Genomic DNA, 21,193 nt, shown 5'->3' on the forward strand with positions numbered 1-21,193 from the left:
ACTTTATAATTAAGTATGAAAAAATGTTGCTTGTAGCCTAAGACCTTTATTAGACCTACATTGTCTAAAATTCTAACTGGGCCTGAAGCAACGGTGGAGGAGCGGGGACTAATACGCAATATAGACCGCAAGTCTACAGGAGCTGATAGTTCCCCCCGCTCTTTCCACAAAAATGCACATCTTTTTCACAGTATCCGCACTCCCCCCGGGCCCCCCTCCTTAAATGCTTATAGTAGTAATAGTAGTAGTAATCTTTTTCAAAGAACTATTTTGAACTAAAGGAGGAGCAGCAGCGCTAGAGTGGGTAGGGTGACGAAGCAATCTCCTGCATCGGATGGGAGGTACTTCAGGATATGGAGGAGATTGCTTCGTCGCGGCTCCTGCACAAATCCCCGCTACTTCTCGCAATGACGACCTTTTCACAACGACGATCCGAACAAGGCCAGTTCTGCGTTAGATTTTCTCGCATTACTAAAACCGTGCACTAATGCGCTTAGTTTTAACTAACGGCTGGGACCAATAAAAAAGGGGCCGTTCTATTAGAACGGCCCCTTCAGAATATCTTTCTTTATTACACTGCGATCTCTTCTACCCAGATATGATCGGCTTCGGTTTTACGGAGGGAGAGATTATAGCCGGCAACAATAATGCATATTGGATCTCCCAGCGGCGCCACCTTTTCTACTTTTATGGTCTCTCCAGGAACACATCCCATCTCCATGAGTTTTATATGAATATCGCTTTTTTCAAATTCCCGGATTACTGCACTTTTGCCAATCGTTAGGGATGAGAGTTTAATCATAAATATTTGTTGAGCGAGTTAAAACCGATCTGTGACCATGGCCCCAGCTATTACAGCGCAAAGGTATTGCACAATGGCCAATATGCAAAAAATGAAGGTGGACGATCCGAATTTTCACTATAATTTTACACTATGGCAGTACATTTTTCCGCCCATGAAGTGAAAGTGGGTCTTAAGCACCGTACCAGGTTAAAGCAGTTCATCCGGGAGTTATTCGAAAGAGAGGAACAGGGATTATCCAATCTCCAATACATATTCTGTACGGATGAATATCTTCTACAGTTAAATGAAGAGTTCCTGAAGCATGATACCTATACAGACATCGTTACGTTCGAGCTTTCGGATGATCCGGATGTTACGGAGGGAGAGATTTACATAAGTATCGACAGGGTGAAGGAGAATGCGGATAAGTATGAGGTGACGGAAAACTATGAACTTCATAGGGTGATTTTTCATGGGGCTTTGCACTTATGCGGGTATAAAGATAAGTCGAAGAAGGAAGAAGAACTGATGAGGCAGAAAGAGGATGAATATTTACAGCTGTACTTTCAGCAATAGGGTTTACTTATTGTTGTTTCGAATAGGATGTTTGGAGGAATGTTCCACGTGGAACATTCCTCTTTTTGTTTTTTGAAGACTTGTATTTGATTTTCCGGGTAATAGAGTTTGATTATTTGGATGAAATGAAATGTTCCACGTGGAACATTGTTTATTTTTTTAGGCAATATCCCTTATCTCCCCTCCCTTTGAAAGCCGGGTCTCTCCTTCTAAAAGGAGAAAAAGAATACCCTTAGATAAGAAGTCAGCCTACTTTTTTTAATATTTCGGACTGATATCATCCTGTAACTACCCCTTACTATACTTCCCGGATGTCTTTCTCTGTATTCTATCTTGCACTCCTCCCCCGGAAACTAACCCCTTTCATAGTAATAGTACCGTACCCCTTAAAGTATGATTCCTTCCTTTTTATTGCCTTAATATATCTCAGGGTTAAATTACCTGGCTTCTCAGCAAGGTTTCCTATTCCCCTTACTCCTTCCACCCCCTCTTCTTTGATCAAAAGGAAGGAACTCATCCCTTTAGAAGTATGAAAAAGCCCAATTTCACTATCCTGTTCCTTCAGGAAATAGCTCCTTGCTCAATAAATACATTGCCTCCATGTACCTTTTGTAGAGATGGATAAGACCTGATCCACTGTCCTTTCCCTCCAGGAATCTCCTTTTACTTCCCCATACCCGCGTTCCTTTCCTTTCACCCGGATATCAAATCATACCGAATTCTTTGAAATTGCCTTCCTTTAAGACTGCTACCTTCCCCCTCCTTTCCCTCATCACCTTTCTACCCCTTTTAATCCCCTCCCCATCAATCTTTTGCCTTAACTTTGCATTCTCAAAATTCAAGTAATGTTCCCTTCTTACGATGTAATTGTTGTGGGCGCCGGACATGCCGGTTGTGAAGCCGCCGCCGCTGCCGCTAATATGGGGTCAAGGGTGCTGCTGGTAACCATGAATATGCAAACCATCGCGCAAATGAGCTGTAATCCCGCTATGGGTGGTATAGCCAAAGGCCAGATCGTTCGCGAAATAGATGCCCTCGGCGGATACTCCGGTATCGTTACAGACCAGTCCATGATACAATTCCGCATGCTGAACCGTAGTAAAGGTCCTGCCATGTGGAGCCCAAGAACACAAAACGACCGCATGCTCTTCGCCGCCAAGTGGAGAGAAGCCCTTGAAAATACGCCGAACGTGGACTTTTACCAGGATATGGTGAAAGGCCTCATCATCAAAAACGGAACCTGCCAGGGTGTGATCACCGGCCTCGGTCATGAAATCTCAGCCAAAGCAGTGGTATTGACCAATGGAACTTTCCTCAATGGCGTGATCCATATCGGGGATAAACAATTCGGCGGCGGCCGTGTAGCGGAAAAAGCAGCTACCGGTATCACCGAACAACTCGTTTCCCTGGGTTTTGAAAGCGACCGACTGAAAACAGGCACCCCTCCCCGGATAGACGGACGCTCCCTGGACTATTCCAAAATGGAAGAACAAAAAGGGGATGAAGAAATAGTAGGCTTCTCCTACATGGACGTTGAAAAAATCCGCCCGGATCAGCAACGCAGCTGCTGGATCACCTACACTTCCGAGCAGGTTCATGAGATACTGCGCACAGGTTTTGACAGATCTCCCATGTTCCAGGGTAGGATCCAGGGTATCGGCCCACGTTATTGCCCCAGCATCGAAGACAAAATCAACCGTTTTGCCGAACGCGAACGCCACCAATTGTTCGTAGAACCCGAAGGTTTTAACACTGTCGAGATCTATGTGAACGGTTTTTCTACCTCCCTCCCGGAAGATGTTCAGCTGAAAGCATTAAAAATGGTGGCCGGTTTTGAAAACGTGAGAATGTTCCGACCCGGTTATGCCATCGAATATGATTACTTCCCACCTACCCAATTGCAGTTTTCCCTTGAGACAAAACAGGTAAGTAACCTGTTTTTCGCGGGCCAGATCAACGGGACTACCGGTTATGAAGAGGCAGCTTGCCAGGGTTTAATGGCCGGCATCAACGCACATTTGAAAGTAAAAGAACAGGCGCCGCTGGTTTTGAAACGCAGCGAAGCATACATCGGGGTACTCATAGATGACCTGATCAACAAAGGAACGGACGAACCTTACCGGATGTTTACCTCCCGCGCGGAGTTCAGAACACTCCTCCGCCAGGATAATGCAGACCTCCGTTTGACAGAAAGAAGCTATAAACTGGGTCTTGCCACAGAAGAAAGAATGGAGAAAACCCGCCAGAAACTGGCCGGGGTGGAAAAAGTAAAAACTATTCTGAAGGAATTGCCGCTGGAACCGGAAGAGACAAATACCTGGCTCCAGGAAAATAACTCCGCTCCGCTTACACAAAAACAACGTGCTCACCAGGTATTACTCCGCCCGGGATTGGATATTATGTCCATGAAAAACAACCTGCCCAAACTTGCAAAAGCATTGGAAGGTTTCAGCCGGGAAGTTTTGGAACAGGTAGAAATCCAGGTGAAGTACGATGTATATATCGAAAAGGAAAATGAACTGGTGCAGAAAATGAGTCAACTGGAAGACCTGATGATTCCGGACACTTTTGATTATTCTAAACTCGTTTCTTTATCCAACGAAGCGCGTCAGAAATTCACCAGGATCAAACCAAGAACTTTGGGCCAGGCGAGCAGGATCAGCGGAGTAAATCCGAGCGACGTGCAAATCCTCATGGTTTATATGGGCCGGTAAATTTTCAACATAATTTTTCAGAGAAAGAGCATCAGTTGATGCTCTTTTTTTGTCACAAGACCAGAAAATATATAAGTAATTGACTTTCAATAAAATAAAAACAACCTCAAATTTTAACGATCTCGGCATGTATAAGGTTATGCCCTCAAAAAGGATAAAAATCGATAAAAAAGCCTGAAAATCCCCTTAAATTTGAACCAGTGATTTTTCCTCCAAAAAGAGCTTCAATTTTCGCCAGTGCATTATTTTTTTCCAGGCATCAGGCAACCGAATGAGTTAAAGCCCCGTAAACTGTAAAACAACTTTTAAAAACAGCGCGGTACCTGGTAATATTTTGTGCCGGGGGTTGTAGAAACAAAAAAGAACAGGTAGTAACAAAAAACAGTGCAGGACATTTCTGAAATCATAGCAGGCTGCAGGTCGTGGAACCGGAGCAGCCAGGAAGCACTTTACCGGCAGTTCTTCGGATATGCCATGGCTATCTGTTTGCGTTACGCGAATAACAAGAATGAGGCGATTGAAATCTTAAACGATGGGTTCTTGAAAGTTTTTTACCACATCAATTCTTACGATACGTCCCGACCGTTTAAAAGCTGGCTCAGTAAGATCATGGCCAACACGGCTATTGATCATCTGCGCAGCCGTAAGAAAATTGCTTTTGCGGAAGATATATCCCAGGCGTATGATCTTGGGGTTTCCGATGATAAAGCTTTAGACAAACTATCCTATGACGAAATTCTGCTCCTTGTTCAGAATCTCCCCCCGGCTTATAAGACAGTCTTCAATTTATACGTGATGGAAGGTTTTCAACACCAGGAAATTGCCGCTATGCTGGGAATTTCCGAAGGCACATCCAAATCGAACCTGTTTAAAGCAAAAAAAATATTGAAAGAAAAGATAGAAGAATTATCATCCCTTAAAATACCAGGCGCCGGCACGTTCGGTGCAACCGTGAAAAAATGAGCGAACAGTTTGAAAATATAATCCGTAAAAAGCTGCAGGAAGCTGAGCCTTCATTTGACCCCGCCGCCTGGGAACAAATGAAATCGAAGCTGGACGATGCAGACCGCCGCAGACCGTTCTGGTGGTGGTGGGCCGGAGGTTTGCTGCTGATCGTAGGCCTGGGTGGCTGGTGGTGGTTCGCCGCCGTTACTGATGTAAATAAATCCGGCACCGGTGGATCTGTGAACAACTCAGCGAATATCCGGGAAAATAAAGTTCCTCCTTCCGCCAATCCAGGAGCGAATAACAATGATGTGGATAAACCGGCCGGGAGACACAGGCCATATTCATCAGCACCGGCCGGCACCGCAAATCTTTATCCGCAAAGCGGGAAGAATGTGAATAACCCCGTGCGAAATTCAGGCATCTCCGCAAACATTAACAAGCAGGCAGGAAATAATCCTGTTACGGTAAATCCTTCCAACAATTCATCCGTTACGCATTCGAAAGATGTGAATAACCCCGTTGCAGGAACTGAACCGATAAAAAATAATTCATCTTCCGGCGAAAATGTGAATAACACGCCAAACACATCCGGTGTAACCCCAGGGAATCCGCAAAGTGGTTCTTCCGTCCCGGGGAATGTGAATAACCCTTCAACAATAAACCCGCTTCCCGGGATCATCCCTCTCACTCCAACAAATGTGGATAACCCGGCTCAAAAGCCAGGCACGGTAAGCGATTCAGCGATGAATACAGAAGATAAAAAGAAACCCGCGCGCAAAAAACAACAACGCGGATTTGACGGTGGCTTGTTCCTAGGTCCGGATATGAATGTGACACCCGCATTTAAAGGAATGCCCGTGGGCATCACCACCGGCCTGATCGTAAGATATCATGTGAATAACCGCTGGTATATCAGCAGCGGCGTGGGGTATGCTAAAAAATTGTACGGCGCTTCTCCTTCTGAATATTCATCCAATTATCCGCCGACCTATTACGCCATCGATGCGAACTGCGATGTGATAGACATCCCGCTGAATATAAGTTACACTTTTGCACAAGGCAAAAAAAGCAGCTGGAGCGCAACGGCCGGTGCATCGTCTTACCTTATGCTCAAGGAAAAATACGAATACCATTACCCGAACAACGTAAAATATACCCGCGAATACGACAACCAGAACCACCACTATTTTTCAGTGATCAATCTCGGCGTGACCTGGGAAAAACAAACGCGCAGCCGCCTCAGCTGGGGATTGCAGCCGTATGTAAAAATCCCCGTGAACGGTGTGGGCCAGGGAAGCGTGAGAGTATATTCCGCCGGGGTAACGGTGCAGGCTATACTGGGAAAGAAAAAAGACTAACGGGATTTTTTCTCGCGGATGTTTTTGTAAATCTTTATCGCTAGCATCAGCACCACCACAAATATTATCAGCCCAACCATCGCCCAGATCATACTGAGAAAACTTTTCAGCACTACCAGGAAAACGATGGCCACGAGAAATATAGTGGCTACTTCATTCCACACGCGGAGTTGTGTGGAAGTAAGTTTCACACGGCCCTTCATGAGGTCTTTAAAAATGCCGTGGAGAAAAAAGAAATAGACATACAGCCCCAGCACAAAACCCAACTTTATCCACAACCAGAACGGAACACTGCCTAAAAGTATCAACATCCAGGGCCCGAAGATAAGCGTGAGCACGGCCGAAGGCCAGGTGATCCCAAACCAGAGCCGCTTCATCATGATGCGGTATTGCTCCTGTAAAATTTGCCTGCGCGGTTCTTGCATCGTTTCCGCTTCCGTGTAATACACAAAAAGACGGACGATGTAAAACAACCCGGCAAACCAGGTGACAATAAAAATGATATGGAGGGCCTTAATGGTGAGATACATACCCGGCAAAATTACATAAAATCATCTACCGCCTGCATGATTCCGCGCAGGTAACATTTCCCGCTGGTGCAGCGAACGGTAAATTATCCAATGAATAACAATACCCACCAGGAAATTCAGGATACACCAGAAGGTCATCCAGCTATTCTCCTGGTAAAACCCCGCGGCGAAAAACCAGCAAAGAAAATACACGTGGAACCATCCCGGCACCAGCCAGGTTACCAATGGTAAGTGTGTTCGTGTCACCGTGCCTTTTTTCATAAAACCTAATACCGCTATGGTGATAAAGATCACAAACAAAGCCACCAGCCTGTGTGCGCTGGTAATCCCCAAAGTCCGCAGCCAGTCCGAAAGGGGGAACAGGGAAATATACAAAGCCACCTGTGAAATGAGAATAGATAATAATGGTGTGGCAATCCTCCAGGCTTTGCGGCCTGCCCACTTTACTTTTTCCAGCAGCCGTGCAAATACGGAGTAATAAAATACTACCAGCAACCAGCCGTAGAAATTACCGTAAGGAATGCCAAACCATTGGCCGGTCAATGAGAATTGAACACCGGTGCGGTTTTCCCAGTCCCAATGCCACATGTGCAGGCGGTAAGCGACCACGTCCATACTGAGATCGATGTTTATCGCCAGCAGTGTGTCTACTGCGGCCGCGGCCCAGATGGGCATATTGAGCGCATCCGTTACCAACCTTGCCGTGTACATGATCACGGCCCATCCCATGCCAATGCAAAGCGGGATATCTTTCGGGTCGTTGCCGAACATCACCCAGAACTTTCCGTATACATAACCCGCACTCGCCCTCACATTCACATACTCCAGCAGCAGGCCGAAGCCCAGGCCGCCCAGCAGGTATGCCATGTGGCCGGGCCCTTTTTTCCAGGCGTGGTATATGCACAACATGAACAGGATGTACATGCACAATTCCGTAAGAGGATAACAGAAAAAGGGCGGATAGCCGTAAGGCATGCCGGCAAAGGGTTTCATACGCGAATGTTTATAACTGTTCTTTGTCCATATACGAATCTTTCCGGCTGTCCTTGGAAACCGTATATACGATCAGGGAAATAAAAATACAAAACGCTACATACCAATAATACCAAGGCTCATGGCCAAGGTCTTTGAACCAGAGTGCGAGATATTCCGCCGTTCCGCCAAACAGCGCGACCGTCATGGCATACGGGAAACCCACGCCCAACGCGCGGATCTCAGCGGGGAACAATTCCGCTTTCACAACTGCATTGATGGAAGTATAGCCGCTTACAATCAGCAAGGCCGCGAGTATCAGGAAAAAAGCCGACCATGGTGAAGTAGTATGGCTGATAGCGGTGAGGATCGGTACGGTGAAAATAGTTCCGAGTATACCGAAGCCCATCAGTAAAGGTTTTCTCCCCACTTTATCCGACAACATGCCGAACAAAGGCTGCAGCAGCGCGTAGATCAGCATGAGGCAAAAAGTAATGAGCGTGGATTGTTCCGTCGTGAGTTTCACGGTATTCACGAGGAATTTCTGCATGTAAGTGGTGTAAGTATAAAACGCGAGCGTTCCTCCCATCGTGAGCCCGATTACAGTGAGCACGGCTTTCGGGTGGTTTTTGAAAAGCGCTTTTACAGAGCCGCGTTCTTTCTTTTTGATATCCACATTCACCGATTCGTGCATGTTCCGCCGGAGATACAAGGCCACCAGCGCCAGCATGGCACCGATCACAAAAGGAATACGCCAGCCCCATTCCGCCAGTTGTTCTTTATCGAGGAAAACTTTCTGCAACAGCAATTGGATTCCCAGCGCCAGCAGCTGCCCGCCGATGAGGGTCACATATTGAAAACTGGAGAAGAAACCACGCCGGTTTGAGTCCGCTACTTCACTGAGATAAGTGGCGGAAGTACCATACTCCCCTCCCACGCTCAGCCCCTGCAGCAGTCTTGCCAGCAAAAGCAACACCGGCGCGGCCATCCCGATACTCGAATAGGACGGTGTGCAGGCGATCATAAACGATCCGAAGGACATGAGCATAACGGACAAGGTCATGGCCGTTTTGCGCCCGCGTTTATCCGCGATGCTGCCAAAGAGCCATCCGCCGATAGGCCGCATCAGGAAACCTACGGCAAAAATAGCCGCCGTGTTCAGCAGCTGGACGGTAGGATTTCCTTTGGGGAAAAATACCGGCGCGAAATATAAAGCGAACGCCGCATAGGCATACCAGTCGTACCATTCCACCAGGTTGCCTACAGAACCGGTAAAAATGGCTTTCAGGCGCCAGGCGGTGCCGGCATTTTTAGGGATCGTGGAAGTGGTCATCCTCCAAAAATAATTAATTCCGGGTCAAGTAGGTTTTGCGGGCGGGTCTTAAAAAAGTATATATTCGGAAACTATGGAAAACAACAGGCAGGGAGTTAACCGCAACATCAGGATACGCATGAGCCAGATGCGGAAAACTATCCGAAGGATTCAGCAAAAGCAGCACCAGCAACAGCTTTCACTGCATGAAAGTTTTATGAGGATTGATAGCCTTCATGAACGTTACCGGAAAATGTGGGGGATAAAGTAACTCAACAAACAGATTTACTTCTCCCACTCCAGCGGCAGTCCTATAAATTTACCAAAAGGTTTTGCGGCTTCTTTCAGGGCTTTTTGCTGTGCCGCGGTGAAAGGTTTGAACGGGGTGTATTCCATCCCGATGATATTTTTTTTGATATTCCTCCGCCAGGTGCCGGCCACCTTTCTGTTTAGCAGGATGATGTAAGGCAGCAACCCGTTGGGCGTGGACATGGGTTTGGAAAATTCTTTATCCAGCATGAGCCCTTTATCTTTGAAGCCCATGTAATATTCGTCGAAGCCGGAAAGGAGTTTGATGCCAGTGGCGGGTTTGCCGGGTTTTATATCCGGGAGCATCCAGTATTCCTGGTCCTGTACAGTTACGGAATGCAGGGATTTCCCATGGGAAAGGAAAGCAGCTTTGCAGGCCGTGACCGGGTGACCACTCCACCAGGAAAAATCCTGTGCGGTGGCAGGCCCATGACCGGTGATAAATCTGAGCGCCAGCCGGCTTAACGCTTCCTGTTGCGGGATCTTTTTACCGGCAGGCACATAATCATCCAGCAGGGCGTATGTAAATTCTTTGCCGCGGCGTTTTCCGAAACACAGTACCTGGTCCATTCCCGCGCGATACAGCATGTGATTGAGACGTTGCGATTCGCAGTTTATCTTTTTCTTTTCCAGCAAAAGTTTCAGCTCATCCCTTGTCAACTCTTTCCCTCCCGTCAAAGCATCGCGGATAATGGTGGTACTTTTCAACAGTGTTTTTTCATCCAGCTCCAGCTTACGGTTAAGGCTGGCGCTGGTGGATACAAAACGGTCGCGTGTAAGCGCGATGAGCCACCGGGCGTCTTCCGGGTGCACGATGTGTATAGTACTTCGTACGCTATACGTCCTGATAAGTGATTTATCCGCAAAGGCCGCATCCGCCATTTCATCCGTGAAGCCTGGCATACGCAGGCCCATTGCCCATTTGGCGGCCGCGTAATCCTGCGCCTGCATGGCACATAGGTGGCTGGCCAGCCCGGGAGCCTTACCTGTAAAAGGTTTCGTGATATATTGTTGCTCCAGGCGGAGCTGAAGGATGTCAGCGATAGTCATACCCTTCGAAATTATATTTATTTTAGTGTATGCGGAAATTGATAATTGTTTGTACCTGGATGATGGGATTGTTCCTGACAGCATCGGCCCGGCAGAACCCGTTCACCGGCACCTGGAAAATGAGCAGCAAACCATGGCCCCATATCCCGGCTACCATTATGGAACTGGAAATTGGGGAACCGTCGAACGGCGTATTGTTTCCCGCGAAGCTCAACATCCGGTACAGCATCTTCTCCGCCTCCTATAAAGTATTGCTGGTAAAAAAGAATGAACGCCAGCTGGGCATCGGCAGGAACAAAGTACCATTGAGCGAAGTGCCCTTCCGGCTGGGCATCTGGCTCATGTACCTGAACGGTACGCTGGACCTGAAAGGGAAAAACCTGGAGCTGAACAGGATGTGGATAGACAACTTTGGCATCTGGATGAAAGGCCTTTACGACGATGACGAAATTTATGTCAATACAAAAGTGACCCTCCGCGATATGCTCTACCGCGATTCCCTCACTTTTCACAAAACGGCCAATACACCCTGGAAAGACACTGCTGTGCAGGAAATACTGCATCCTGAGAACGGGGACATTTTTTACGGGATGTATGACAAGATCATTTCGCATGAAAGGTCCGTCGTGCTGCAGATCAACGACCAGGAGACGCTGGACAAAGACACGGTAACGCTTGTGCACAACGGGAAGCGGCTGCTGGATAAAGCGGAAGTAAATGAAGATAACCGCCGCCAGCATATTATGCTGGACACCGGCATGAACATCCTCGCGTTTTTCGCGGACAACTACGGCCGGCTACCGCCCAACACGGGCCGGCTTTACATGGGCATCGACAAAAACGAATATTCACTGGACTTTACTTACAGGGCCAACGCATTCGCCACGTTTATGGTGGCGCAGGTAGTATATGAGCCCGGTAAAAAAGATTCGGCCACAGCAACCATAGCAGAGAACACCCGGAAAACCGAGCCCCTTGGCGCTTTCGGGGTAAACGAAAAAAATCTCACGCTCGAACTATGGGACGGGCAGGTGGAAGATGGGGACAGCGTTACCCTCCGCCTGAACGGAACGCTTATCCAGTCCGGCTTCCCGGTGAAACAAAAATTGTCGCGGGTACCGGTGGAGCTGAAGCCGGGAGAAAATATCCTGGTGTTTATCGCGGATAACCTTGGCAGCATCCCGCCCAATACCGCAGAGTTGCGCATCAGGTACGGCGGGCAAACGAAAAGTTTCGGGCTGAACACCGATATGAAACGGAATAACGAAATCAGGATCACCTATGTGCCCAAATAAAAATGGGTTGGTTTTGCAGACAGGTTATCTGCAAAACCGTTGAAACAAAGGATGATCAGATAACGTCGTTGTCCTGCACCAGTTTGGTTTCGAGACAATCAGTAATATCGAAGAAGAAATTTTCGTAGCGGTAGGAAATGTGATCCTCGCTCACTTCGCGGGTTTTGATCACAAGTTTGTCGATGGTACGGTCCTGGTGTTCAATCAGGTTTTGTTTGTGCACCTCCCAGGGCAGCCCGCGGGATTTCCAGATCAGCTCGAGGACATGATACTGTACTTCCACAAACAGGGCGCACCCGGTAATGGATATAATAATGGGCTCGTCGATGGTTTCACCAGAGCCGCCGCTGATGGGCAGGCTTACGTTGAACAGGGCAGACAGGCGCTCCCTTAAGGATTTGTGTTTCATGGGATTGGGTTATAAGTGCCTAAGCATGGAATTATTCGATGGTGCAAATATGGCGGGTTGAATGATAAATTTGGGTTAAGCAGGCCCTACAAACAGTCTACACTACAGCATATTTTTTATAATCAATTGATATTCAATCAAATTATTTGCCGGATGTAGACATCCAGGGAATCATCTTTCCCCAGTCCGAACTTCTGTTTAAGCCGGTATTTGGTCATTTGAATGCTGCGGGGCTCTATGTTCAGCAAAGAAGCGATTTGCTTATTGGAGAGTTTCATGTAAATGAGGGCGCAATACTTTTCGTCCAGCGGGGTTAATTTCTGCACGGCTTTTTCATGCAGGGAGGTATAAAAACCGGGGTGGATATTTTTGAGCGAAGCCCGGTATTCTTTAAAATCATCATCCACCTGCTGTTCCTTATGAATGAGTTTGTCCATATTGAGGCCGGGCTGATGTAGTTTTTCGCGGAGGGCCTGAAGGATGTCGTTTTTCCTTTCCAGCTGAAGGGCAGAGGCCATTACTTCTTTCTGAAGCTGCTCCAGCCGTGCGGTGACACGGGCCGTTTCTTCTTCCAGGACAAATATTTTCTCCGCCTGTGCCGCGGTTTGCTCTTCGTATAGCCTGCTGCGTAACTCGGCCTGATCCAGGTCATGGGAGAGGTTATGGTTGTTTTTTTCGAGCAGGATTATTTGGAGGCGGGCGGTTTCTTTTTCCTGGAGTAGCCGTCGTTCTTTTTGTTCTACATATTTTTTGCTATAATAAAAAGACCTGATGAGAAATGCTACACCGAGAATGGTAAGTATGGCAATGCCGCCGTATAAGGCTATCAACAGCAGCGTCAGGTTTGTAAGCGGCATCATTTTTCGTTTTGCATCCTCACCGCCGCTGCCACAGACAATCAACTTCGGATTTATCCAGGAACGATAACGGGCATACGAAAACCCGGGTGAAGAAGTCGTAATGTGGCGATCTTACAAAATAACATTATTTATAAATTTCCGCGAAATAAAGCCAGTTGAGGGAGAACGAAATAGGAACGGAAGGGTGCCGGGGAATGCCATTAACAAAAAAAGGGCGTACCTGGATAGATACGCCCTGTTCCCTTCCGCCAGAGTTAAGCAAGGATGTAGGGCCATCGTTGTGGCCGGCTTAACAAAAGATTTGCTTCATCATCATTTTTAAAACGTTCCAGCACCGGGTCCCAGTGGAGCTTGCGCTTCAGCTTCATGCCCGCATGGTTCAGCAGGCATACGGTGCAGGCGCGGTGCCCCACTTCTATCGGTGTGATGGGCGGGATGCGGCTCACGATGGACTCGAGCCAGTTTCCATGATGATCTTTGCTGTCCACCAGTCTTATTTCGTTCTCCCCGATTACGGAGGTTAATATTTTCGGGTCGCTGGCATCCAGGGCTTTGCTGTTTTTGGCTGCCTGGGTAGGATCGTTTGCCGTAGCGGAATAATTTCCGCGGGAAACAAAGATCCAGCCTTCGGAGCCAACGAACTTCACGCCATTCGGGAAACTGTTGCTGGCCAATACTTTTACGCCGTTGGCATAAATGTTCTCTGATTTGAAGGGGCCGTGTACATCCCAGAGGTTGCCTGCTTTGGGAAATTCCGCTTCAGCTGTGATTTCTATCGGGCCGGTGTATTCGGTCCCCATGCCCCAGTTCACGATATCAAAGTGATGCGCCCCCCAGCCGGTAATCATGCCTGCGCCAAACTGCTCGCAGCGGAGCCAGCCCGGGCGGGAAAAATCATTGAGCGGATGTACCCTCTTGAGGGTATACGGCGCTACCGGCGTTTCGCCCAGCCATTTTTCATAATTGAGCGAAGCGGGAACGGGCATGTCATGCTCCACGGTGCTTTCCGCCGGGTTGTCTATCGGAAGGCCCACGTAAATAGTATGCAGCTTGCCGATGCGCCCGTTGCGTACCAGCTCGCAGGCTCTTTTGAACTGCGGCATGGAACGCTGCTGGCTGCCGATCTGGAGAATGCGCCCGGACTTGTGTACTTCATTGCTGAGGAACCGTCCTTCCGCAATAGTGAGCGAAGCTGGTTTCTGCATGTACACATCTTTCCCGGCGCGCACGGCGGCAACGGCCGGCATTACGTGCCAGTGGTCCGGCGTACTGATGATCACTGCGTCGATATCTTTGTTCGCCAACAGGTCTTCGTAATTTTCATACGTTTTTACCGCGTCCGAAGCCTGGCCGGTTTTTTTGGTATAATACTCGTTCACGAGTTTCCGGGCGGATTCAACACGGTTTTTATCCAGGTCACAAACAGCAAGAATCCTGGCCTGGTCGTGCTTCCACACGCCGGGCATGTCATGTTCACGCGAAATGCGGCCGTTGCCGATGGCGCCGATATTGATGCGGTTGCTGGGCGCCATGGGCCCTTTTATAACGTGAGCGGGCACAATGGTGGGTAAATTCGTAAGCGCCAGTGTGCCTACGGCGCCTTTGATGGAATTTTTCAGGAATTTCCTCCGGGACGATTCCTGGCCAGTTTTCTTGGAATGCATGTGGAATATGGATTTAGATTTTTAAAAACCAATAGAATTGCCGCCGTCTACCGCAAGGCTCGCGCCTGTGATAAAACCGGCAGCGTCTGAGGCAAGGAAAACCGCGGCGAGGCCAACGTCTTCAGGTTTACCAAGTTTTTGCATGGGCGTTCTGCCCAGTACTTTGGACTTCCGTTCAGGGTCGTTGTTCAGCGCTTTGGCGGACATTTCCGTTTCGATAAAACCCGGCGCAATGCAGTTGATGCGGATGCCGGAGGGTGACCATTCCACCGCCAATGCTTTGGTCATACCTTCTATGGCGGACTTTGCGGCGGTGTACGCAATCACCTTGGGAATACCGTAACGGCTGGCCATGGAGCTCACCATTACGATGCTTCCTTTTTTTCGAGGGATCATTTTGCGGGCCACTTCCCGGGAAAGGGCAAACACCGCGGACTGGTTCGTGCGTACCACGTTCTCAAACTCCGCGTCCGATACATCGAGCGCATCTTTTTTGAGATGGATGCCCGCATTGTTCACCAGTACGTCCAGCGGGCCGTACTCCTGCTCGATGCGCTCCACCAGCGCCGGTATGTTTTCCAGCGCGGAAAGGTCCGCGGTGATAAACGAGGCCTGCGGCCCCAGCTTTTCCACAGCTTCCTGCAACACATTTTCCCGGCGGCCGGCAATGATCACCCTGGCGCCGAAGCGGATGAAGGTGCAGGCCATGGAAAGGCCCAGGCCCGAACCGCCCCCGGTAACCAGTACCAGTTTGCCTGACAGATTGAACTCGTTCATGTTCGCTATTTTTCTTTGGCCATGGCCTGACCAGCTGTAGTAACGTAATATTTCGTAATCATGTTGGATACTTCCCAATCCGGCACCTTCCCCGTTTTCAGGAACTGCATGTAGCGTTGTAATACCTCTGCGAAGTGCGCTTCATGGCCTGTTTTCAGGTTTTCAGGTATTTGTATTTTCCAGCGTTTATCCTGTTTTTCCAGGGTGATGCCGGGATATTTACCCGCCAGCTGCTGGATAGCAGCCTGTACTGCCTGTTCGTAACCGGCTTCAGTGCTGATGGCCTCAATATAGATCTCCGGCTTCCAGCTTTCTTCTTTCCCCTGGCGGATCACGATGTTTGCTTTGGTTCCGCGCGCAATTGCGTAGTGGGAATCTCCGCCGCCTTCGGGCGCCTGGAAGTTCCATAACGCGGACGCACGAACGTTAATGCCTTTTACCGCGTAGTGAACCGTACCATTGGCCGCCACTTCCACGATCGTATCCTGTTTTACATATGCTTTCAGAAAATCCGGGAAAGCGGCTGCACCGGTAATGGCGTTGAACTGCCCCAGCGTAAGCGGTGTTCTCCACTTATCGGCTTTGGTAAGTTGGATGTCCGACTGGTAATTCAGCGCGGTGGTATCAAACAGCATCCAGTGGGCGAGGTCCACCAGGTGGGTGTTCACGTCCACAATCGCATCGCCCTGCTGTGAGGGGTCAAAGAACCAGGACGGGCGGCGGAGCGTTTTGCCGGAAACCATTTTATAAAAATGATGAATGCTTTCGATCTCGATAGTGGGTTTATCCACAGTGCCGGGTTGCAGATCGCCGAATACGGCCGGCTGATGGATCAGTTCCTTTTGCAGGATGTTCGTGATCTCGGAGCGTTCTGTCATGATATCGTACAATAGGACTTTTTTCTCCGCCGCCGCTGTGAAAGAGGCTTTCAGCGATTCAAAATCTTCCGTGGTGATAGCCATCGGCTTGTCTGCCAGTACGTTCATACCCGCCTGTACGGCTGTACTGATATACTTTGTTTTGTCGTGGTTATTGCCGGCAATTACGACCACACTGCCTTTTTTATCGGCGGCCATTTTTTCCAGGAAATCCGGGCCGGTGTACACTTCTTCTTTCCAGTGTGTAGGATTGTCCGGGCGGGCATTGTAGGAGTTGATGAGGCTCATGTGCGCGTCCAGCTCGGGGCCTTCGGGCGCATACACATTCACGACGCTGTCGATGCCTGGTGTGGTGCTTTTCTGGACGAGCGCGGCATGAAAGTGCCCGGGAGCCAGGGTAATGAGGTGTACCATTTGCTGTTGTTCTTCTTTCGGTGTTGAGGGATTGCAAGCCGCCGCCAGCAGGCCGGCTCCCAGGATGTAGCTGTTGTATTTCATGGTTTGCGTTTGTATTTATTCATACCGCACCGGCGTCCCGGGGCTGGTAGCATAAGCTTTTGAAAGGTTACGGTTGCCGCTCTGGCTCACCACCCAGCGGAGGCCTTCGTACAGGTGGTTGACAAATACTGGCTCGGCGTAATCAAGTTTGTTGTGACCGAGGGACGTGAACCAGATATGCCCACCGTCGAAATCCTGGTACCATACCGCGGGATAGTTATTGCCAAAAGATCCCTGGTTTTTTGTCAGCACAGTATCGTTCACATCTTTCAGGCTGGATACATCATGTGCGATGAGCGTTTTGATGCCCGGGTACATTTCCTTTGAAAAATAACATTCATCCGGGCGTTCCCAAACCTTCGGTACATTGGTCATAGACGGGTGTTTGGGGTCTATCACCTGCAGGGTGAACTTCTGGTATTTGGCGTGCCAGCTGAAAGTACCGCCGATCATCATCTTGAACCAGGTCCATTTACGTTCGGTGCCGATGGCGGAGTGTACACCCATAAAACCGCCGCCGGACTGAATATACCGCATGAAGGACACTTTTTGAGCATCCGTGTCAAACACGTCGTTGTTTGTACTGGTAAAAATGAGGGCGTCGTACTTGCCGAGATTGGCGTCGTTAAATACAGCAGGATCTTCGGACACGTCCACGGCAAACCCGTGATCTGTTCCCATCTTTTGGAAAGCCGCCACAGCGCTGGGGATATTATCATGCACGAACCCTTTGCCATTCTTGGTATAAACCAGTACGCGGGTTTTTTTCCAGTTCACATCGCTGCCGCTGATGCCCGCGGCGGAGCTGCAGGCCATGCCATAAACGGCGAAACAAAATAATGCGAGGAAAATAAACGGTCTCTTAAAACTCTTACCTGTCATAAGTGAGAAAATGATTAAATGTGGAATACAATACGGCTCCCTGTTTACATAACGCGGCCCATGGTTAAAAGTAAGGATCAGTTGCGGGGAAAGCAATAACCGCATGACAATTAACCGCTTCACCCGCTATTACAACGTTTGAACATCCGGATGGCCGGTACTTTCAATCCTGCTTATCATGAAATTTTTTTAGCGTTCAACAGCCGTTTTTCCATAAAAAAGATGTAGCTTATATTAAGATTGCAATCGATTGTATTAAAAGTAAGAAACATTTAACCAACTAGGATCTATCGCGTTACTGAATATTTATTGATTCCACTAAAAAATGAAAGACTATGCAAAGGACAAGTTGCCTGTTCGTGCTAATAGCCCTGCTATTAAGCATGACGGCATATTCACAGAACAATCGTTTTTCGGGTAAAGTAATCTCAGCCTCCAACGCCCCCATCCCAGGCGCAACCGTACAGATCAAAAACTCCAAAACTGCCGTGGCTACGGGCGAAGATGGCTCTTTTGTCCTCTCTTCCGCGGAAAGCCAGGTGACGCTTGTCATCTCTTCCATCGGGTTTGTGCGGCAGGAAGTGACTGCCCGCGCCGGCGTGGCAGTACAGGTACAACTGCAGGAAGACGCCAAAAGCCTCCAGGACGTAGTGGTGGTCGGTTACGGCTCCGTCCGGAAAACGGACCTGACAGGCTCCGTATCCTCGCTGAAATCCGCCCAGCTCCAGGAGATCCCCGCCGTAAGCATCGAACAGGCCATACAGGGCAGGATGGCGGGCGTGCAGGTGCAGGCCACATCCGGGCAGCCGGGCGCGGGCATCAGTATCCGCGTGAGGGGTGTGTCGTCTTTTGCCGGCGGCAATGAGCCGCTGTATGTGATAGACGGGTTGCCGCAGTTTAACGATGACGTACGCGGCGCAAATGGTTTGTCTACCATCAACCCCTCGGATATCGAATCCATCGAAGTGCTGAAGGACGCCGCGGCTGCTGCCATCTATGGTTCCCGCGCGGCCAATGGCGTGGTGATGGTGACCACCAAAAGCGGGAAGGTCGGTCAGCCCCGCGTTACATTCGAATCTTCGCTCGGCTTCCAGACCATCCGCAAAAAGCTGGACCTGATGAATGCCGATGAATATATCAGTTTCGTGAAATCGTTTTATGATAATATGGGCCAGCCTTACCCCGCCGATATCCAGAACTTTAAAAAGACGGTGGATACAGACTGGCAGGATGAAGTATTCCGCACCGCCCTTCTTTCCAACAGTTCGCTGAACGTATCCGGTGGCACAGAACGCAACCGTTACTTTGTATCGGCCGGTTATACGAACCAGCAGGGCATTGTGCGGGGAAGCGGCTATAAAAGGGCTTCCGTACGCCTCAATCTTGACAGCAAAGTAAGCGACCGTTTCAGCATCGTGACCCGCCTGATGGCTTCCCGCGCGATACAGAACGGCTTCTCCCCTTCGCTGGGCGATAACACGAGGAACTTCGGCAAGTCCGGCATAGGCTCTATCCTGCGCTCCGTTCCGACCGTGCCCGTGAAGAATGCAGATGGGACCTATACAGATACTTCGCCTTTTAACCTGAACGGTATTGATGTGGAAAACCCGGTGGCCGTTGCAGATGAAGTGCTGGATCAGAACACTACCACCCGGGTGCAGGGTGGGCTGGACCTGAAGTTTGTAATCATGAAGGGTTTGACCAACACTACCCGCGTTTCCGCGGACTTCTACCACATCCGCCGTGATCTTTATTTTCCAAGGATCCTGCCGCGCCTGGGGAACAATATTGGCTCCGCCGAACTGGGGCTGTACGATAAAACCGCTGTGCTGGCGGAAGACTTCCTGGAATACCGTTATGATTTCGCGCCAGACACCTATATCGAGGCGATCGCGGGCGTTTCCCTCCAGCGCGACAGGCTGAATACAGTGGACCTCGCGGCATCCGGTTTCGGAACGGACGATCTGAAGAACTATAACTTCACAGCCGCCAATACCGTGGGCAAACCTGTGACTGAGATCACGGAGAGCACGCTCATCTCCGGCTTTGCGCGGGTGCGTTTTAATCTGCGGGATAAATATCTTATCGGTGCAAGTATCCGCCGGGACGGGGCCTCCGTGTTCGCGGAAAATAACAAATATGGTGTGTTCCCCTCCGTATCCGCCGCCTGGCGCATCAACCAGGAAGACTTCCTGAAGGACGCGCAGTGGCTTTCCAACCTGAAACTCAGGCTGAGCTGGGGCCAGGCGGGTAACCCGGCCATCAGGCCTTACCAGTCGCTGTTCCTCGGCCGTACGGTGAATACCGGGCAGGGAGCGGGTACCGGGCTTGCCGTAGGTCTTGGCACCACTTTCCCGAACCCGAACCTGAAATGGGAAACCACCGCCCAGACTAATATCGGGCTGGATGCGGGATTTGTGAATGAACGTTTTCGCGTTACGTTCGACTACTACATCAAAAAAACCAAAGACCTGCTGGCGCTGGTACAAATGCCGCCATCAGCGGGTATCGGCGCGGGCATCGGCACAGGCCCCAGCCAGATCATAGACAACGTGGGCGAAGTGGAAAACAAAGGATGGGAGCTGAGCCTGGGTGCGAACATTGTGAACACTTCAGACTGGTCCGTGAATGTGGAAGTGAATTTTTCCGCGAACAAAAACAAAGTGACCAAAACGAAGGATAATAAAGACATCCAGGCATCTGTAGGCGGAAACGATGCATCGGGCACTAACAGCGTGATCCGCGTGGGCGAACCGTTATCCTCCTTCCTGGGCCCGCTGTTCCTCGGGCTCGATAAAAACGGCGTGCCCATGCACCTGAATGTGAACGGCGATAAAGACCCCAACGGGAATGATATTATCGGCGCCCCGGACTGGGTGATCATCGGCAGCCCCTACCCCGATCTTTATTACGGTATCAATCCGACCATCCGCTGGAAAAGGCTCAGTCTTTCATCCATCTGGGCGGGCGTGAGCGGCGCGAAGATCAACAACGGGGGGCTTTTTGAATTGACCAGCCCCATCGTGCAGGGCACCTACAACAAACTGAAAGTAGCCAATGAACTATACCCCAAACCCAGCCAGGCCGCAGGCAACTATCACCTGCGTTCGTCCCGCTTCATGGAAGACGCTTCGTTTTTCCGTATGCGCAACATCCGGCTGGATTACAATTTCAACATGGGCCAATCCAAAACGATCAAAAATCTGAACGCATACGTAAGCGGCCAGAACCTCCTCACCTGGACGAAATATTCCGGCTTCGACCCCGAGGTGAACACCTTTAATGGCAACGACCGCAGGCAGGGCATAGACCTGGCGTCTTACCCCGCGGCAAAAACCGTAACAGTAGGCTTTGGCATCACTTTCTAAAATCTTACG

General features: G+C 49.6%; 17 protein-coding genes. 6 read left to right on the top strand and 11 right to left on the bottom strand.

Annotated features, from left to right (window positions below; translation table 11 throughout):
* Positions 1-571: 571 nt before the first annotated feature.
* On the bottom strand, positions 572-802 hold the full coding sequence (locus tag EG028_RS23850) for a FeoA family protein (RefSeq protein WP_120518863.1): 231 nt from the start codon (positions 800-802) through the stop codon (positions 572-574).
* A gap of 132 nt (positions 803-934) precedes the next feature.
* Between EG028_RS23850 and ybeY the strand changes: the two genes are divergently transcribed.
* The 4 genes from ybeY to EG028_RS23870 all read left to right on the top strand — a co-directional run bounded on the left by ybeY (position 935) and on the right by EG028_RS23870 (position 6,380).
* Entirely contained in the window at positions 935-1,360 is a 426-nt protein-coding gene (gene ybeY / locus EG028_RS23855) for an rRNA maturation RNase YbeY (protein ID WP_120518864.1), read from the top strand.
* An 845-nt stretch (positions 1,361-2,205) separates the two neighbouring features.
* Complete coding sequence (gene mnmG, locus EG028_RS23860; protein ID WP_120518866.1) at positions 2,206-4,074, top strand: tRNA uridine-5-carboxymethylaminomethyl(34) synthesis enzyme MnmG; 1,869 nt, start codon at positions 2,206-2,208, stop codon at positions 4,072-4,074.
* 384 nt (positions 4,075-4,458) lie between these two features.
* Positions 4,459-5,037 carry an RNA polymerase sigma factor gene (locus EG028_RS23865; protein WP_206614511.1) on the top strand — a complete coding sequence of 193 codons (579 nt, stop codon included), beginning with the start codon at positions 4,459-4,461 and terminating at the stop codon, positions 5,035-5,037.
* Complete coding sequence (locus tag EG028_RS23870) at positions 5,034-6,380, top strand: outer membrane beta-barrel protein (RefSeq protein ID WP_120518868.1); 1,347 nt, start codon at positions 5,034-5,036, stop codon at positions 6,378-6,380. The genes EG028_RS23865 and EG028_RS23870 overlap by 4 nt, the downstream gene beginning before the upstream one ends.
* Here the strand turns inward: EG028_RS23870 and EG028_RS23875 are convergent.
* The 4 genes from EG028_RS23875 to EG028_RS23890 form a co-directional block, all read right to left on the bottom strand.
* Positions 6,377-6,910 carry a CopD family protein gene (locus EG028_RS23875; protein WP_120518869.1) on the bottom strand — a complete coding sequence of 178 codons (534 nt, stop codon included), beginning with the start codon at positions 6,908-6,910 and terminating at the stop codon, positions 6,377-6,379. The two genes, EG028_RS23870 and EG028_RS23875, sit on opposite strands and share 4 nt — an antisense overlap.
* 21 nt (positions 6,911-6,931) lie before the next feature.
* Positions 6,932-7,903 (bottom strand): carotenoid biosynthesis protein, encoded by a 972-nt coding sequence (locus tag EG028_RS23880; RefSeq protein WP_120518870.1) that lies wholly within the window; start codon positions 7,901-7,903, stop codon positions 6,932-6,934.
* Positions 7,904-7,913: 10 nt separating this feature from the next.
* Entirely contained in the window at positions 7,914-9,215 is a 1,302-nt protein-coding gene (locus EG028_RS23885; protein ID WP_120518871.1) for an MFS transporter, read from the bottom strand.
* Positions 9,216-9,479: 264 nt separating this feature from the next.
* On the bottom strand, positions 9,480-10,553 hold the full coding sequence (locus tag EG028_RS23890; protein WP_162946621.1) for a winged helix DNA-binding domain-containing protein: 1,074 nt from the start codon (positions 10,551-10,553) through the stop codon (positions 9,480-9,482).
* Between the two features lie 29 nt (positions 10,554-10,582).
* Here EG028_RS23890 and EG028_RS23895 point away from each other — a divergent pair, with 29 nt between their 5' ends.
* Positions 10,583-11,848 (top strand): hypothetical protein, encoded by a 1,266-nt coding sequence (locus tag EG028_RS23895; RefSeq protein WP_162946622.1) that lies wholly within the window; start codon positions 10,583-10,585, stop codon positions 11,846-11,848.
* 55 nt (positions 11,849-11,903) lie between these two features.
* Here the strand turns inward: EG028_RS23895 and EG028_RS23900 are convergent, their stop codons facing one another.
* The 6 genes from EG028_RS23900 to EG028_RS23925 form a co-directional block, all read right to left on the bottom strand.
* A complete protein-coding gene (locus tag EG028_RS23900) occupies positions 11,904-12,257 on the bottom strand; it encodes a hypothetical protein (RefSeq protein ID WP_120518874.1) in 354 nt (117 codons plus the stop codon).
* Positions 12,258-12,394: 137 nt separating this feature from the next.
* Positions 12,395-13,117 carry a helix-turn-helix transcriptional regulator gene (locus EG028_RS23905; RefSeq protein WP_120518875.1) on the bottom strand — a complete coding sequence of 241 codons (723 nt, stop codon included), beginning with the start codon at positions 13,115-13,117 and terminating at the stop codon, positions 12,395-12,397.
* A 254-nt stretch (positions 13,118-13,371) separates the two neighbouring features.
* Positions 13,372-14,781, bottom strand: coding sequence for a Gfo/Idh/MocA family protein (locus EG028_RS23910; RefSeq protein ID WP_120518876.1), 1,410 nt, complete (start codon positions 14,779-14,781; stop codon positions 13,372-13,374).
* A gap of 21 nt (positions 14,782-14,802) precedes the next feature.
* Positions 14,803-15,558: an SDR family NAD(P)-dependent oxidoreductase gene (locus EG028_RS23915; RefSeq protein ID WP_120518877.1), complete on the bottom strand. Its 756-nt coding sequence runs from the start codon at positions 15,556-15,558 to the stop codon at positions 14,803-14,805.
* A gap of 5 nt (positions 15,559-15,563) precedes the next feature.
* Positions 15,564-16,934, bottom strand: coding sequence for a putative oxidoreductase C-terminal domain-containing protein (locus tag EG028_RS23920; protein WP_120518878.1), 1,371 nt, complete (start codon positions 16,932-16,934; stop codon positions 15,564-15,566).
* 15 nt (positions 16,935-16,949) lie between these two features.
* Positions 16,950-17,816, bottom strand: a complete 867-nt coding sequence (locus EG028_RS23925) for a ThuA domain-containing protein (RefSeq protein ID WP_241559213.1) — start codon at positions 17,814-17,816, stop codon at positions 16,950-16,952.
* Positions 17,817-18,151: 335 nt separating this feature from the next.
* On the opposite strand from EG028_RS23925, the gene EG028_RS23930 reads away from it, so the two are divergent.
* Positions 18,152-21,184 carry a SusC/RagA family TonB-linked outer membrane protein gene (locus tag EG028_RS23930; protein ID WP_120518880.1) on the top strand — a complete coding sequence of 1,011 codons (3,033 nt, stop codon included), beginning with the start codon at positions 18,152-18,154 and terminating at the stop codon, positions 21,182-21,184.
* Positions 21,185-21,193 lie beyond the last annotated feature (9 nt).

The organism is Chitinophaga barathri (assembly GCF_003807585.1).
GTDB classification, from domain to species: Bacteria; Bacteroidota; Bacteroidia; order Chitinophagales; family Chitinophagaceae; genus Chitinophaga; species Chitinophaga barathri.